Origin of the sequence: Streptomyces sp. NPDC048441 (genome assembly GCF_043200235.1) — a bacterium.
Taxonomy (GTDB): Bacteria; Actinomycetota; Actinomycetes; order Streptomycetales; family Streptomycetaceae; genus Streptomyces.
Map to the genome: position 1 here is coordinate 1 of NZ_JBICXM010000007.1, position 15,439 is coordinate 15,439.

Below are 15,439 nucleotides of genomic sequence, written 5' to 3' on the forward strand. Positions count from 1 at the left end.
CGCGACACCGCGGCCGTGATGACCGGCGCGGGCCTCAAGGCGGCGGTGCTCCCCCCCCCCCCCCCCCCCCCCCCCCCCCCCCGCGCCCCGCCCCCCCCCCCCGGCCGGGGGGGGGGGGGGGGGGGGGGCCCCCCCCCCCCCCCCCCCCCCCCCCCCCCCCCGGCCCCGCCCCCCCCCCGCGCGGGGGCGCCCCCCCCCCCCCCCCGCCGTTGGTGCTGTACCCCGCCGGGAGTGTCGGCAGCGTCTCATCTCTCCCAACTCATCACTTCTGACGCACTATTGAGCAGATGTTCGACTCTGGGTAATACTCCTCGCCCAGGGGCGAGGGCCCCTAGACCTCCAGGGGGAGACTTGCGCAGAAAAGTGAAGAGAGCCTATGGGGCCACGATCGCCACAGCGGCGGCCGTGGCCCTCGCCGCGGGCATGACCAGCCCGGCATCGGCGGCCAAGCAGGAGCCCGACACGCTCCCGGCAGCCACACAGGCGGCGGGACAGGCCGTGCACCGGATCACGCTCATCACCGGCGACCGCGTCACCGTCGACTCCAAGGGCCGCCCCATCGCCTTCGACCGGGCGAAGGGGCGGGAGCGGATCCCCGTACAGACGAAGCGGATCGGCGGTCACCTGCTGGTGATACCCGCCGACGCGCAGCGTCTGATAGCCACCGGCAAGATCGACCAACGCCTGTTCGACATCACCGAGTTGAGCAAGAAGGACAACCGGAAGGCCCAGCGGAAGGGCCTGAAGCTGATCGTCGGCTACCAGGGCCCCGCGGCCGGGGCCAAGTCCGATGTGCGTGCCGCGGGTGACACCACGGTCCGCAGGACCCTGAAGTCCCTGAACGCCGACGCCATCACCACCCCACGCCAGGACGCCCCCGACCTGTGGAAGGCGCTCACCGCCGAGCAGGGCCGCGCCACCGCCGCCGGTGTCGGCCGCGTCTGGCTCGACGGCGTCCGAAAAGCGAGCCTCGACAAGAGCGTGCCGCAGATCGGCGCCCCCAAGGCGTGGGCCGCCGGGTTCGACGGCAAGGGCGTCAAGGTCGCCGTCCTGGACACCGGCATCGACGCCACGCACGTAGACCTGAAGGACCAGGTCGTCGGCGAGAAGAACTTCTCCACATCGGCGGATGCCAAGGACCGCTACGGCCACGGCACGCACGTCGCCTCCATCGCGGCCGGCACCGGCGCCAAGTCGGGCGGCAAGCTCAAGGGCGTGGCGCCCGGCGCCGAGCTCCTGAACGGCAAGGTCCTCGACGACACCGGCTCCGGTGACGACTCCGGGATCATCGCGGGCATGGAGTGGGCGGCCGAGCAGGGCGCCGACATCGTGAACCTCAGCCTCGGCGGCGGCGACACCCCCGGTGTCGACCCGCTCGAAGCCGAGGTCAACAAGCTCTCCGCGGACAAGGGCATCCTCTTCGCCATCGCTGCGGGCAACGACGGAGCCCCCGGTTCCGTCGGCTCTCCGGGCAGCGCGGACGCGGCCCTCACCGTCGGCGCGGTCGATGACGACGACAAGCTCGCCGAGTTCTCCAGTCAGGGCCCGCGCGTCGGCGACGGCGCCATCAAGCCCGACGTGACGGCGCCCGGCGTCGACATCACGGCCGCCGCGGCCCCCGGCAGCGTCATCGAGAAGGAGGTCGGCCAGAAGCCCGAGGGCTATCTGACGATCTCCGGTACGTCGATGGCGACCCCGCACGTCGCAGGCGCCGCCGCGCTGCTCAAGCAGCAGCACCCGGAGTGGAAGTACGCCGAGCTCAAGGGCGCGCTGACCGCTTCCACGAAGGGCGGCAAGTACACGCCGTTCGAGCAGGGTTCGGGCCGTATCGCCGTCGACAAAGCCATCAAGCAGTCGGTGATCGCCGAGCCGGTCTCCGTCGGCTTCGACACCCAGCAGTGGCCGCACACCGACGACAAGCCGGTCACCAAGAAGGTGACGTACAAGAACCTCGGCAAGGACGACGTCACCCTCGACCTCGCCGTGACGGGCACGAACCCCAAGGGCGCCCCGGCTCCCGCGGGCTTCTTCAAGCTCGGCGCGAAGACGGTGAAGGTCCCCGCGGGCGGCACCGCCTCGGTCGATCTGACCACCGACACCAAGCCGGGTGGGACGGTCGACGGCGCGTACTCCGCGTACGTCGTGGCGACCGGCGGCGGCCAGTCCGTGCGCACGGGGGCCGCGGTCGAGCGTGAGGTCGAGTCGTACGAGCTGACCCTGAAGCACATCGGGCGCGACGGCCAGGCTCCGAAGTACTACGACAGCGACCTGGAGGGCATCTCCGGGCTCGCCACCGAGAAGTCCTTCGACCCGTACGACGCGTCCGGCACGGTCAAGCTCCGTGTCCCCAAGGGCGGTTACGTGCTCAACACCGGCATGTACGCCGACCCGGACGACTTCACCAAGGGCGCCGACTGGATCGCCCAGCCGAAGCTGAGCATCACCAAGGACACGACGGTGACGCTGGACGCGCGGACGACGAAGCCGGTGGACATCACCGTCCCTTCGGCGGACGCCAAGTCGTTCTTCGCGTCCCCCGACTACACGGTCGACACGCCGAACGCGGGCTACTCCTTCGGCTGGTGGCTCGACGCGTACACCGACTTCCGGACCGCGCACCTGGGCCCGCAGGTCACCGACGGCTCGCTGCACCAGCAGTGGGACGGGCACTGGACCAAGGGTGACGACGCCGAGTACGACACCGTGTCCGGAGGCAAGGTCAAGCAGGTCGCGACCGGCTACACCAAGCACTACAAGGCGTCCGATCTCGCCACGGTGAAGGCGGGCCTGGGGGCTTCGGCGTCGGGCAAGAAGGGCACGTTCAGCGCCCTTGGCTACCTCCCGGGCAGCTCGGGCGGCTCCTCGATCAGCATCCCTCAGTCGCTGCCGAGCACCCGGACCCTGCACCTGTCCACGGCCGACGACGTGAAGTGGAGCCTGGACTTCGAGCAGCAGGCCGGGCTCGACCCGGACGGCTGGCCGATCGTCGACGCGGTCTACTCGCTGGGCGCCGCACAGAAGTTCACGGGCGGCAAGAGCTACGAGAAGACGTTCAACACGGCCGTCTTCGGTCCGCGTATCGGCGGCGAGTTCGGGGTCTCCCGCAAGGGCGACGAGATCAGCGGCTATCTGCCGCTGTTCGCCGACGGCAAGACGCACGTGGGCTCCTCGCTCTACTCCTCGGTGAAGACGACCCTCTACAAGGGCGCCACCAAGATCGGCGAGAACGATGACCCGCTGGTCGGCGGCGCTTCGTTCAAGGTCCCGGCAGCCGATGCCGAGTACAAGCTGTCGACGTCCGTGAAGCGCAGCGTCAAGGTGGCCGCGGCCTCCACGCGCATCGACGCGAGCTGGACGTTCCGCTCCAAGAAGGCCGACAACGCGAAGCTGCCGGTCTCCACGGCGCGGTTCGCCCCGGCGGTCGACCTGAGCAGCAGGGCCAAGGCGGGCGAGACCCAGTCCGTGCCGGTGACGGTGCAGGGCGCTGCCGCGGGCTCGAACCTGAAGTCCCTCGCGGTGTATGTGTCGTACGACTATGGCCAGACCTGGAAGAAGGTCACCGTGACCGGCGGCAAGATCAAGGTCAAGAACCCGGCCGCGGGCAAGGGGATCTCCTTCCACGCGAAGATCGCGGACAAGAAGGGGAACAAGTCGACGCTGTCGATCTACAACGCGTACTACGGCAAATAGCCTGACAGGCCGCGCGGTTCGGCAGGGCCCCGAAGGGGCGCGGGGCTCCGACATGTGCGGCTCCGCCGCGTGGGCGCGACCAGCCACGACGCACCCGCAGGATCGCGGCAAGACCTTTTAGCCGCCTCCTGCGGGCGCAGCCGGCGCGGCGCCGAAAGGGCTGTCGATCACGTATCGCCAGTGTCCGTCGGTGCCGCGCCTCGCCACGTCCGTGGCGGTGGACTTGACCACGCCCTCGATCTCCCAGTCGACGACCAGCAGCGCGATGTCGCCGCAGACGTGCACCTGGCGGGGGCGTAGGGAGATGGGCAGGCCGATCGCGAGGAAGGGCCTGTTCGCCTCGGCGATCGCCTCGATCCCGTGGACCGGCGTCCCCGACTCCGGGACGAACGCGGCATGTTCCTCGTAGAGCTCACGCACCGCGTCAGGATCGCCGCTGTTGAACCGCTCGGCGAAGGCCGCGGGGACGTCTTCGGCGCGGGTGGGCAGGGGCAAGTGCGGCATGTAACCCTCCTGGTGAGGCTCGGTCGCGGGCCACAGTAGGAGGCGTCTTCGTGACTCACCGAACGGTAAGCCAGGGGAGCCAGGGGGAGGGCCGGGGGCTCCCGGACGACCCCAGGGCGCGGGTCGCGGCACCCAGCCCCGCCTGTCCCGTCGAGATCACACTCACCGCCCTGCGTGGCCGTTGGACCACACTGATCGTCCGCGAACTGCTGCGATCCGGTTCCTACGCGTACAGCGAACTTGCCGCCATTCTCCCGGAGTTGTCGGACAAGGTACTGACAGAGCGGCTCGCGCACCTGGTCGCCGCAGGCGTCGTCCTGCGCACCCGGACACCCGGCTGGCCACCCACGGTCACCTACGAACTCACCCCCCACGGAAGAGAACTCGGCCCGGTCCTACAGGCGTTGTGGGACTGGGGAGAGCGCGTGCCCGCACCATCCACCGCAGAGGAAGCGCCCGCCGCAGAGGAAGCACCCACCGCAGAGGAAGCCGACGCCACATGACCGCCCACACCGTCGAGTACATCCGCTACCGCATCCCGTCCGAGCGCTCCGCGGAGTTCCTCTCCGCGTACACCCGCGCCGCCGTCCCGCTGGCCGCGGCGCCGCAGTGCGTCGACTATGAACTGACCCGCTGCGAGGAGGACTTCGAGCACTTCATCCTCCGCATCACCTGGACGTCGGCCAAGGACCACCTGGAGGGCTTCCGGGGCTCGGAGCTCTTCCGGGACTTCTTCGCGGAGATCCGTCCGTACGTGGAGAACATCGAGGAGATGCGCCACTACACACCCACCGCGGTGCGCGGCACGGGCGCGTCGACGCCGACCCTGTACACATGGGCGGGCGGCGAGGAGCGTTTCGAGCGCCTCACGGAGATCTTCTACGAGAAGGTCCTCAAGGACGATCTCCTGGTCCCGCTCTTCGAGGGCCTGCCCGCCGAGCACGCCCAGCACGTCGCCCAGTGGCTCGGCGAGGTGTTCGGTGGCCCTGCCGCCTACTCGCAGGAGCACGGCGGCCATACCCAGATGGTCGGCAAGCACCTCGGCAAGGGCATCACAGAGCCGCAGCGCCGCCGCTGGGTCAACCTGATGCAGGATGCGGCGGACGACGCCGGTCTTCCGACGGACGCCGAGTTCCGGTCCGCCTTCCTCGCCTACGTCGAGTGGGGCACGCGGCTCGCGGTCTACTTCTCGGGCCCGGACGCCACCCGGCCCACCGACCAGCCCGTGCCGCTGTGGAACTGGGGGGCGGCGCCGCCGTACCAGCCGTGACGAGTGGGGGGCGGGGCCCCGGCCTACCGCTGGGTGCCCGCCGTCCCGGCGCGCGTCGCGTCCGCTCCCCAGCTGGCGAGGAGCCGCAGGGCGTCGGCCGACGCCGAATCCGGCTCCGCGTGGTAGGTGACCAGTGACTGATCGTGGTCGTCGGGCAGCCGCAGCGTCTCGAACGACAGGGTCATGTCGCCCACCAGGGAGTGGTGGAAGCGCTTGACGCCGTGGCTCTTCTCGCGCACGTCATGCGTGGCCCACAGGCTGCGGAACTCCTCGCTCTTCACCGAGAGTTCGCCGACGAGGGCCGAAAGCTGCGGGTCGTTCGGATAGCAGCCCGCGTCCATCCGCAGGAAGCTCACGATGTCCGACGCCTTCTTCTCCCAGTCACGGAACAGCGCCCGCGACTCGGGGCGCAGGAAACAGATCCGCGCCCAGTTCCGCTCCTCGGGCGCCAGCGCTCCCCAGTCGCCGAAGAGCGCGGCGGCCATGCGGTTCCAGCCGAGGATGTCCGTACGGCGGCCGACCACATAGGCGGGGACGCCGTCCATCACGTCCATGAGCTGGAGCAGCGCGGGCCGTACGTGCTGGGGGCGGGCCGCGCGCTTCTTCTTGTGCTGCTTGGGCTTGGCCAGGTGCGTCAGGTGGGCGTGCTCGGCGTCCGTGAGGCGCAGGGCGCGGGCGATCGCGTCCAGGACCTCGCCGGAGACATTGCGGCCGTTGCCCTGCTCGAGGCGGGTGTAGTACGCCACCGAGACCCCCGCGAGCTGCGCCAGCTCCTCGCGGCGGAGTCCAGGCACCCGCCGGTGGCGCCCGAAGTTCGGCAGGCCGACGTCCTCCGGCTGGAGCCGGGCCCTTCGGGTGCGCAGGAACTCGCTGAGCTCGGCGCGGCCGTCGAGGGGCTCCGGGGCGGCGGGCGAGTGCGTGACCTGATCGGCGTCGGCGTTCATGTATTCCAGTATCAGGGGTCGTACGCATCCGAGCCTGTCCCCGTCAGTAGTAGGACCAATGGACGTAGGCAGAGCTGTGACCTGGGTAGATGCCTGCGAGCCTGGCACGGTTGACGACATGACCGCACAGACAAGCACCACCGCCACCGCTACCACCGTCACCGCTTACGCCGCCCCGTCCGCCAAGGCCCCGCTGGAGCGGACCACCATCCCGCGCCGCCCGGTGGGCGAGTCCGACGTACTGATCGACATCAAGTACGCCGGCATCTGCCACTCGGACATCCACCAGGCCCGCGACGGCTGGGGCGAGGGCATCTTCCCGATGGTTCCGGGCCACGAGATCGCCGGTGTCGTCACCGAGGTCGGCTCCGCCGTCACCAAGTTCGCCGTCGGTGACCGCGTCGGCGTCGGCTGCATGGTCGACTCCTGCCGCGAGTGCGACAACTGCAAGGCGGGCCTGGAGCAGTACTGCGTCAAGGGCAACGTCCCGACGTACAACGGTCTCGGCAAGGACGGCGAGCCCACTTACGGCGGCTACTCCACGCACGTCGTCGTGGACGAGGCATTCACCGTCCGCATCCCCGACGGCCTCTCCCTCGACGTCGCCGCGCCGCTCCTGTGCGCGGGCATCACCACGTACTCCCCGCTCCACCGCTGGCAGGCGGGCCCCGGCAAGAAGGTCGCCGTCGTCGGCCTCGGCGGTCTCGGCCACATGGCCGTCAAGATCGCGCACGCCATGGGCGCCGAGGTGACCGTGCTCTCGCAGTCCCTGCGCAAGAAGGACGACGGCCTGAAGATGGGCGCCGACCACTACTACGCGACCAGCGACGACGCCACCTTCGAGCAGCTCGCGGGCTCCTTCGACCTGATCCTGTCGACGGTCTCCGCGCCGCTGCCCCTGGACAAGTACCTGGGCCTGCTCCGCTCGGAAGGTGCCTTCGTGAACGTCGGCGCGCCCGAGGAGCCGGTCTCCCTCAACCTCTTCTCCGTGATCGCCGGCGGCAAGACCCTCGCGGGCTCCATGATCGGCGGCATCCAGGAGACCCAGGAGATGCTGGACTTCTGCGCCGAGCACGGCCTGGGCTCGGAGATCGAGCTGATCGACGCCGACCGGATCAACGAGGCGTACGAGCGCGTCCTCGCCAGCGATGTGCGCTACCGCTTCGTGATCGACACGGCCACGATCTGAGGCACTCGGGGCATCGGGTGTGGCCGGAAAACGCCTCGGCCCGCGGTCCTAGGCCGCATTGAGCACCAGGTGAAGGGCCGTGCGACCGATACTGGGCGCACGGCCCGCGCCTAGTGTGGTGGACATCGACACGGGCACTCCACAGGTGCGGGAAACGGGCACTCCACAGGTGCAGGAAGAGGTCACACGATGTCCATCGCGCTCAACCACACTATCGTCGCCGCAAAGGACAACAAGGCGTCCGCGCAGTTCCTCGCCGACATCCTCGGACTCGAAGTCGGGCCCCAGTACGGCCCGTTCTTCCCCGTCGAGATCCCCAACGGGGTGACGCTCGACTATGTCGAGGCGGGCGGCGAGCCGATCGCGCCCCAGCACTACGCCTTCCTGGTCTCCGAGGACGAGTTCGGCACCATCTTCGGCCGCATCAAGGACGCGGGGCTCACCTACTGGGCCGATCCGCACCACAAGATCGTCAACGAGATCAACACGCACGACGGCGGCCGGGGCGTCTATTGGGACGACCCGAACGGCCACATCCTGGAGATCATCACGAAGCCGTACGGCAGCGGGAGCTAGGCAGCTGCCCAGGCCGGACAGGCCCTAGGGTGCCAGGATGATCGGGACACCCGTCGAGGTACCAGAGGGCTTCGCCCTGAGTACGATCCAGCGGGAGGGCGAGCCGGGTCGCGCCTGGCTCGCGACCCTGCCGGAGCTGGCCGAGGAGTTGCTCCGGCGCTGGGACTGTGAGCCGGTGGCACCCGCGACGCATGGGCAGGTCGGCATCGTCATTCCGGTGCGACGGCGGTACGACGAGTCGCCCGCCGTCCTGAAGATTTCCTTCCCGCACCCCGGCAATGTGCACGAGCCCGATGCCTTCGCGGTGTGGTCGGGCCGGGGCGCGGTCCGCCTGTTCGAGCGGGACGACGCGCGGTTCGCGATGCTGCTGGAGTGGGCGGGAGATCGGGCCGGAGGCCGGGCGGGAACGGGGGCGGGTTCCCTCGCCGACCTGCCGGACGCCGAGGCCGCGCTGACTGTCGCGGGACGGCTCGCCCGGCGGCTCGCCGTACCGGCGCCCGCGGAACTGCCCCGGATGAGCGCGCTCTGCGGCGAGTGGGAGCGCGAACTGACGGACGGAGACAAGGAGTTGGGGTCTCCCTTGGCCTCCCGTCTGCTCGATGCCGCGATCGGCACCCTGCGGGAGCTGGGGCCCGACCAGCCGGACACCCTCATCCACGGCGACCTGCACGTCGGCAACGTCCTGCGGGGCGAACGCGAACCCTGGCTCGCCATCGACCCCAAGGGGTACGTGGGCGACCCGGCGTACGACTCGATCACGCTGCTCCACCACCGCTTCGAGGAACTGTTCACCGCCTCTGACGCGAAGGCGACCGTCCTGCGCCGCCTCGCCGTCTTCTCGGAAGCGGCCGAGGTCGACCCGGCACGGGCTCGCAGGTGGACGCAGGCCCGAGCGGTCACCATGGCGTACTGGGGGCGGCTGCACGGCGACCCGCAGTGGCGGATCTCGGCCGCGGACGGCCTGGCGGAGGCGCTCGCGTAGCTTCGCGCAGCCTCGCGCAGCCCGATTTCGCCGGGGGCGGAACGCTGATCCCTTCCGGCGGGCCGCGCGGCTCCTACCCTGAGAGGGTGAGCAGCCACGAGCGGAACCACGAGCCGGAGCAGGCGGAGCCCGAGCAGCGGGCCGAGCCCCGGGAGCAGGCCCGCGTCATCCCGTTGCGCCCCCGCGCGGCGAGGACGGCGCCGCCCGTCGCCCCGGTGCGCACAACTCCCGTACCGCCAAAGGCGAAAGAGCCCCTGTGGCGGGACGTGGTCGGGGACGTACTGCGCCGCGAGCGCCTCGCTCAGGAGCGCACGCTCAAGGATGTCGCCGACGCCGCGCGCATCTCGATGCCGTACCTCTCCGAGCTGGAGCGCGGCCGCAAGGAGGCCTCCTCCGAGGTCCTCGCGGCCGGCGCCCGTGCGCTGGGTCTGAGCCTGTCGGACCTGCTCTCCCTGGCCCAGACCGAGTTGACCCGTCACGCGCAGTCGACGCGGCCGCGTCAGGGAGAGATCCGACTGGCGGCGTGAGCGCTCCCCGGATCTATGCCGCGGCCAGCATCCGCCGGTTGAGCACCTCGTCGGCCAGCCCGTAAGCCACCGCCTCCTCCGCGGTGAACACCTTGTCGCGGTCCATGTCCGCGCGCAGGGTGGCGACTTCGTGCCGCGAGTGGCGCGCGAGGACCTCCTCCACCTGCGAGCGGATCCGCACCATCTCCTTGGCCTGGAGGGCGAGGTCGGAGACCGTGCCCTGCTGACCGCTGCTCGCGGGCTGGCCGAGCAGCACGCGCGAGTGCTCTAGCACGAAGCGCCGCCCGGGGTCGCCCCCGGCGAGGAGCACGGCGGCGGTGGACGCGGCTTGCCCCACGCAGAACGTGGAGATCGGCGCGCTGATGAAGCTCATGGTGTCGTAGATGGCCATGAGCGAAGTGAAGGAGCCGCCGGGGGAGTTGATGTAGATGGCGACTTCGCGCTCGGGGTTCGACGACTCCAGATGGAGCAGCTGGGCGATGACGACATTGGCGACGCCGTCATCGATCTCCGTACCCAGGAAGATGATCCGCTCCGAGAGCAGCCGACTGTAGATGTCGTACGCGCGCTCGCCCTGCGGAGTGCGCTCGACGACGGTCGGAATCGTGTACTGGCTCATGTCAGACCCCCAGTCCGATGCGCGGCTTGGTAGTGGACGGCCGTACGTCGTCCAGCGAATCAAGCACCCGATCGACCATCCCGTACTCCTTGGCCTGCTCGGCGGTGAACCACCGGTCGCGGTCGCCGTCACGGGAGATGCTCTCCTCGCTCTGCCCCGTGTGCTCGGCGGTGATCCGCTCGACGGCCTTCTTCGTGAACTCCAGGTTCTCGGCCTGGATAGCGATGTCGGCGGTGGTACCGCCGATGCCCGCGGACGGCTGGTGCATCATGATCCGCGCGTTGGGCAGGGCGTACCGCTTCCCCGCGGTCCCGACGGTCAGCAGGAACTGCCCCATGCTCGCGGCGAATCCCATGGCAAGGGTCGACACGTCGTTCGGGATGAGCTGCATGGTGTCGTAGATGGCGAGTCCGGCGGTGACGGAGCCGCCGGGGCTGTTGATGTAGAGGCTGATGTCGGTCCGGGGGTCCTCGGCCGACAGCAGCAGCATCTGCGCGCAGACCCGGTTCGCGGAGACCTCGTCGACCTGCGTGCCGAGGAAGACGATCCGCTGGGTCAGCAACTGCGCGGCCAGATGATCGTCGAACCGGGAGGCGGGCGTCTCACCCTCGGCGCCGCGGGGCGCGAGGGCGGAGTCCCAGCCGTTGACGAGTGATGGCATCGTTTCGACCTCCTGACGGTGGGGGCGGCGCGCACGGTGGTTCGCACGGGGCTTGCACGGTGTAGTGCCCGGCGGCCGCTGTCCTGTCCCACCACCTTCGGCCGGACACCCGTGCCGCGTCAGGTTTCTCGGCCCGCAGCAGATCTGCTGACGGCAGAGGCGCCACCGGGCAGGGGGAGCTGAAGGGGCGGAACTGACGGAGGGAGGCCTGAGGCCTGAGGCCTGAGAGCTGAGGCCTGAGGCCAGGCCAGCCCCGCCCTGCTCTACGTCGGCGGACTCGCCTCACTCACCGCAGGATCAGTGATCGTGGCGCTGAAGAACTGAAACGCGGTCAGCTCATAGCCGGTATGGCGGGTCATGCCCGCGTGCTTGAGGCACCACAGCTGCGCTTCATCCGGATCGACGGTGTCCACCGAGTGCCCACTACAGACGAGACACGTGCCGACATGCCGCACGCCCACCGCGGGCATGGCCGCCAGCGTCCATTCGAGCGGCACGTAGCGGCCTCGCGCAACGCCGCCTTCGCTCATCCGGTCGCCTCCGCCGGAAGCTGCGGCCCCTCGTCATCCCCGTCATCCCCGTCGTCCTCGTCGTCGCCGTCGTCCACGTCGGGTTGATCGAATGAGGACAAGCGATCTCCCCGGCTCTCTGCGATCCGGTGGACCTCCCGGAGCGACTCGGTCAACCGGGCTGCCACGAAGCGGAGTTCCTCAGGCGTGGCCTTGGGGTCGGCGATCGTGTCCGCCGCGTGCCCGAGGAGATCACCGGCCATGCCCAGTTGAACACTCTCGATGTTGTCGGCCATCCGCGACATGAAGCCCGTACCCGGACCCACCAGGATGCAGGGATTGCCCTCCAGCGTCGACCACGGCAGCACCCGCGTCTGATTCTTCATGTCGTCACCTCCACCCCATAGATCAGGAGGGGGCGGGTGGCCTTCAGGAGTGGGGCAACTGAGGCCAACTCGGGGGCCGGGTGGCACCCCGAAGGGGGCGGCGGAGGCCTTAACGACGGCTTGGCGACCCGGGCGAGACAGTCCGGCATGTTGACGCTCCTTGTCAGCGTTGGCCATGCCCCGGGGCCGGTCGCACGGTCGCCGGGGTCTGTCTCGCCATCCTTGCCATCGGGGGTGCACCAGCGGGAGTTGACAGCCGTTGACAGCTACGCTGGAGAACACGGTCAACACCAGGGGAAGCACATGAGCGCCGACTTCGGGTTCAAGCTCCGCGCACTCCTCACGGACAGAGGGATGAGCCTGCGCGGCACTGCTCGTGCGCTCAACTACAACGTGGCCTATCTGTCTCGTGTCTCCAATGGCCGTCAGCGCCCCTCCATCCAATTGGCAGAGATGCTGGATGATTTCCTTCAGGCTGGCGGGGAATTGGTGCAATTGGCCACGCCAAGAAACGCAGCCTCGGCAGTTGAGTTCAGTGGTCCGGATTCGGATATCTCGCACATAAAAGAGAGTGCGACATTCACTCTTCGGCACGCCGACCAGCACGGCGGAGATTTTGTGGCACCCGTCGCAGTTCAAGTTTGGCGCTCTGCCCAACGCAAGCTTGATGCCGGAGAAATCCCGGACGCGGCGCAGCGACGCTACCTGGCCGTCGTGTCGGAAGCCGCCGAAGTCGCTGGATGGCTTCTCTTCGATGCTGGGGAGCACGACGCCGCCCGCAATGCGTTCCTCGAATCGCACATGCTGGCCCGTCACGCGGGTGAGCGGGCTCTTGAGTGGTTTGCCCTGGACATGCTCGCCATGCTCGACACGGAGCGAGATCGTCCAGGGGGAGTTCTCCGCATTGCTGACGAGGTCTTGTCGCAGCGCCGAGTTCCTCCACGCGTGGCACTGCTCGCACGGGTCAGGCGTGGTAGGGCACTTGCGCAGATAGGGGAACGCCAGCGCGCCTTGGTCGACCTGAACGCGGCACGTGGAGGGCTTGAGGATTCCCTAGATCCGCGAGATCCAGAGTGGACATGGTGGGTGAACCAGCAAGAGGTCAAAGGGCATTCGGGGCATGCCTTCTTGAGTCTCAGCGATCTGGGTTCGGCTATCCCCACCTTTCACGAGGCGCTCGAACGTGCCACGCCGAGGGGTGCCATGCTCTACCGCATTGAGCTTGTGCGTAGCTACGCGCAAGGGAAAGCGTGGAAAGAGGTTGAGGAAGAGATCCACAAGATCTTGCCTCTTCTGGACACCATCAGTTCGGGCCGGAACCGTCTCCTCTTGCGGGATGCGCTGCAAGTGGTCGATCGCGCAGCTTCAGTTCCCGCGGGGCTCTCTGCCCTTGTCAGCGACACTGTCGCAACGATCACTCCCTGAGGCCCTGAGGAGCCGCCCGCTCCCGCCGACTGGTACCGAGCGCGCGCACGGACGAGAGCACTCGGTACCTGGAGGAGGAACGAGCGGCTGAGCCCTCCGAAGGGCTCGCTCAGTCCCCGGCAGGTGCGATCCCCGTCGGGCAAGCCCGGCCCCAGTTCGTCTCCGAGGGGCTGTCCAGCCGCAGGCCCGTGCCGCCGATTCCGCAGTAGCCGTCGGGGTTCTTGTCCAAGTACTGCTGGTGATATCCCTCGGCAGGCCAGAACGGGCGGGGGGCTGCCGGGAGGATGGTCGTCGTGATCTCGCCGTGGGTCGCCGAGGTGAGCACCTGCTGGTACGCGTCGCGCGACGCCACCGCCCCCGCCTCCTGCTCGGAGGAGTGCGTGTAGATCGCCGAGCGGTACTGCGTGCCTACGTCGTTGCCCTGGCGGAAGCCCTGCGTGGGGTTGTGGGACTCCCAGAAGAGCTTCAGGAGAGCGGCGTACGAGACGCGGGTCGGGTCGAAGACCACACGGACCGCTTCCGTGTGGCCCGTCAGGCCCGAGCAGACCTCCTCGTAGGAAGGGTTCTCCGTGGAGCCGCCCTGGTAGCCGACGTACGTCGTCCAGACGCCCTCCGTCTGCCAGAACTTGCGCTCCGCTCCCCAGAAGCAGCCCAGCGCGAAGTCCGCGATCTCCAGGCCGTCGGGGTACGGGCCCAGGAGTGCGTTGCCGAGGACCGTGTGGCGGGAGGGGACCTCGAATTCGGGGGTCGCGCGGCCCTTCAGGGCCTGCTCGGGGGTGGGGAGCTCGGGCGTGCGGCCGAAGAGCATCGGGCTGTCCTCCTGGAGCGGGGTGGAACGGGCGGTGCGGGGTGGGGCGGTGTGCAGTGGGCCGGTGTGCAGTGGGGCGTGCGGCCCTTACGTCAACGTGTGCGGGGGGAGCCGCATTCCTCCCTCAGCCCGCGGGCGCGGGCGCGGACGCCTCAGTGCGACAGCGTCGCCGGGCTGCCGCCGTTCGCCTCGTAGCCCGCGACCGCGAGCGCGCGGTACACCGCGTAGTCCGCGGCCGGGTCGGACGAGACGGTCCAGGGCAGCGCGCCTACGTGGCCGTCCACATGGACCAGCTGGTTCATCGCCTCCGACCAGCGCTCGCTGCGGACCAGGAAGAAGGTCAGGAGGTGCCGCACGTGCGCCAGCATCGGGTCGTCAGGGCGGGCCGAGTGCACTGCGTAGAGCGCGCCCTCCACCGCCTTGGTGACGACCTCGCTCTCGTAGAAACCGCGGACGAGATTCACCTCGGGCAGGTGTTCGTACACCGCGAACAGCGGGAGCGCGGAGAGGAGCGAGCCCTTGGGGGCGCGGGCCGCCGCCGCCTCCGCGAAGCTGTACGCCAGGTCACGCGAGCCGTGCCACTTCTCGCACCAGTAGTGCAGGGCCGCCAGGTGCGCCCCCATGTGCGCGGGCGCGCGGTCCAGGATCTTCAGCCACAGCTGCTCGAACTCCTCGCGCGGGTACGCAAGGCCGCGGGCGATGGAGAGCTCGATGATGTACGGGATCGGGTCCCCGGGGGAGAGGAGTGCTGCCTGGGCGCAGGCTTCCCGCGCCTCCTCCAGGATGATCCGGAACTCGTCGGTGCCGGACGCCGATGACCGCCAGGCCTGCTGGACCAGGAACTCCGCGTGCACCGCCGCGCCGCCCGCGTCCTTGGGCGCCTCGGCCCGCCACACCCGCAGCCACTGCCCGCCGGGGTTGTCGCTGACCCCACCGGGCCGCTGCCGCAGCTCCAGGGATGCCGCGCCCGCGAACGCCTGGACACGCTGCCAGCGCACCTCCCCGTGCACCTCCGTGCCCGCGAGCAGCTGCGAGGCCGCTTTCCAGCTCTGCGACCCCTGGACCACGTCGAGGACGTCGAGGAGGTCGTGGTCGGGGCCCGGCATCCGGATGTCCAGCTCCTCCTGGCGCGCGAATCCGTAGTTCGCGGGGTCCGCGGCGTCCGGTGAACCGGGGGCGACCTGCCGGATTCCGCCGCGCCTGCGCAGCAGGAACGGTCCGAGGACCGCCCCGATCATGATCACTGCCATCAGCGCCCAGAGAATCTCCATGACACAAGCGAACCAGACGGGTCTGACACTTGGCGAACCAGTCTCGAACCTGTCGGCCCTTCCCCCGCCCCCGACTAG

At 69.5% G+C, this 15,439-nt stretch carries 16 protein-coding genes; 8 read left to right on the plus strand and 8 right to left on the minus strand.

The features are described from left to right. Positions 1 to 363 precede the first annotated feature (363 nt). Positions 364 to 3,690: a S8 family serine peptidase gene (locus ACGFSB_RS18745; protein WP_393400215.1), complete on the plus strand. Its 3,327-nt coding sequence runs from the start codon at positions 364 to 366 to the stop codon at positions 3,688 to 3,690. Positions 3,691 to 3,807: 117 nt separating this feature from the next. On the opposite strand, the gene ACGFSB_RS18750 is transcribed toward ACGFSB_RS18745, so the two are convergent. Next, positions 3,808 to 4,194, minus strand: coding sequence for a YybH family protein (locus ACGFSB_RS18750; RefSeq protein ID WP_393400217.1), 387 nt, complete (start codon positions 4,192 to 4,194; stop codon positions 3,808 to 3,810). A 50-nt stretch (positions 4,195 to 4,244) separates the two neighbouring features. On the opposite strand from ACGFSB_RS18750, the gene ACGFSB_RS18755 reads away from it, so the two are divergent. After that, a complete protein-coding gene (locus tag ACGFSB_RS18755) occupies positions 4,245 to 4,697 on the plus strand; it encodes a winged helix-turn-helix transcriptional regulator (RefSeq protein WP_393400220.1) in 453 nt (150 codons plus the stop codon). Next, complete coding sequence (locus ACGFSB_RS18760) at positions 4,694 to 5,464, plus strand: group II truncated hemoglobin (protein WP_393400222.1); 771 nt, start codon at positions 4,694 to 4,696, stop codon at positions 5,462 to 5,464. The genes ACGFSB_RS18755 and ACGFSB_RS18760 overlap by 4 nt, the downstream gene beginning before the upstream one ends. A 23-nt stretch (positions 5,465 to 5,487) precedes the next feature. Here the strand turns inward: ACGFSB_RS18760 and ACGFSB_RS18765 are convergent, their stop codons facing one another. Beyond that, positions 5,488 to 6,408, minus strand: coding sequence for a helix-turn-helix domain-containing protein (locus ACGFSB_RS18765; protein WP_393400224.1), 921 nt, complete (start codon positions 6,406 to 6,408; stop codon positions 5,488 to 5,490). Between the two features lie 118 nt (positions 6,409 to 6,526). Here ACGFSB_RS18765 and ACGFSB_RS18770 point away from each other — a divergent pair, with 118 nt between their 5' ends. The 4 genes from ACGFSB_RS18770 (at position 6,527) to ACGFSB_RS18785 (ending at position 9,682) form a co-directional block, all read left to right on the plus strand. After that, positions 6,527 to 7,597 carry an NAD(P)-dependent alcohol dehydrogenase gene (locus tag ACGFSB_RS18770; protein ID WP_393400227.1) on the plus strand — a complete coding sequence of 357 codons (1,071 nt, stop codon included), beginning with the start codon at positions 6,527 to 6,529 and terminating at the stop codon, positions 7,595 to 7,597. A 189-nt stretch (positions 7,598 to 7,786) separates the two neighbouring features. After that, the gene (locus tag ACGFSB_RS18775; protein WP_393400229.1) at positions 7,787 to 8,173 is read left to right on the plus strand and encodes a VOC family protein; all 387 of its coding nucleotides are present in this window, start codon (positions 7,787 to 7,789) and stop codon (positions 8,171 to 8,173) included. A gap of 37 nt (positions 8,174 to 8,210) precedes the next feature. After that, positions 8,211 to 9,155 (plus strand): aminoglycoside phosphotransferase family protein, encoded by a 945-nt coding sequence (locus tag ACGFSB_RS18780; RefSeq protein WP_393400232.1) that lies wholly within the window; start codon positions 8,211 to 8,213, stop codon positions 9,153 to 9,155. 167 nt (positions 9,156 to 9,322) lie between these two features. Then, the gene (locus tag ACGFSB_RS18785) at positions 9,323 to 9,682 is read left to right on the plus strand and encodes a helix-turn-helix domain-containing protein (protein ID WP_393401140.1); all 360 of its coding nucleotides are present in this window, start codon (positions 9,323 to 9,325) and stop codon (positions 9,680 to 9,682) included. 13 nt (positions 9,683 to 9,695) lie between these two features. Here ACGFSB_RS18785 and ACGFSB_RS18790 read toward each other — a convergent pair whose 3' ends face one another. From ACGFSB_RS18790 to ACGFSB_RS18805, 4 genes are all read right to left on the minus strand, one after another. After that, positions 9,696 to 10,301 carry a ClpP family protease gene (locus ACGFSB_RS18790; protein WP_393400235.1) on the minus strand — a complete coding sequence of 202 codons (606 nt, stop codon included), beginning with the start codon at positions 10,299 to 10,301 and terminating at the stop codon, positions 9,696 to 9,698. Position 10,302: 1 nt separating this feature from the next. Further along, entirely contained in the window at positions 10,303 to 10,962 is a 660-nt protein-coding gene (locus ACGFSB_RS18795; RefSeq protein ID WP_393400238.1) for an ATP-dependent Clp protease proteolytic subunit, read from the minus strand. A 263-nt stretch (positions 10,963 to 11,225) separates the two neighbouring features. Next, positions 11,226 to 11,492: a hypothetical protein gene (locus ACGFSB_RS18800; RefSeq protein ID WP_393400241.1), complete on the minus strand. Its 267-nt coding sequence runs from the start codon at positions 11,490 to 11,492 to the stop codon at positions 11,226 to 11,228. Beyond that, positions 11,489 to 11,857: a hypothetical protein gene (locus ACGFSB_RS18805; RefSeq protein WP_393400244.1), complete on the minus strand. Its 369-nt coding sequence runs from the start codon at positions 11,855 to 11,857 to the stop codon at positions 11,489 to 11,491. The genes ACGFSB_RS18800 and ACGFSB_RS18805 overlap by 4 nt, the downstream gene beginning before the upstream one ends. A 303-nt stretch (positions 11,858 to 12,160) precedes the next feature. On the opposite strand from ACGFSB_RS18805, the gene ACGFSB_RS18810 reads away from it, so the two are divergent. Then, positions 12,161 to 13,282 carry a multiprotein-bridging factor 1 family protein gene (locus ACGFSB_RS18810; protein ID WP_393400246.1) on the plus strand — a complete coding sequence of 374 codons (1,122 nt, stop codon included), beginning with the start codon at positions 12,161 to 12,163 and terminating at the stop codon, positions 13,280 to 13,282. A 109-nt stretch (positions 13,283 to 13,391) separates the two neighbouring features. Here the strand turns inward: ACGFSB_RS18810 and msrA are convergent, their stop codons facing one another. Both msrA and ACGFSB_RS18820 read right to left on the minus strand, forming a co-directional pair. Further along, entirely contained in the window at positions 13,392 to 14,090 is a 699-nt protein-coding gene (msrA, locus tag ACGFSB_RS18815) for a peptide-methionine (S)-S-oxide reductase MsrA (RefSeq protein ID WP_393400249.1), read from the minus strand. 152 nt (positions 14,091 to 14,242) lie between these two features. Then, on the minus strand, positions 14,243 to 15,361 hold the full coding sequence (locus ACGFSB_RS18820; protein WP_393400252.1) for a hypothetical protein: 1,119 nt from the start codon (positions 15,359 to 15,361) through the stop codon (positions 14,243 to 14,245). Positions 15,362 to 15,439 lie beyond the last annotated feature (78 nt).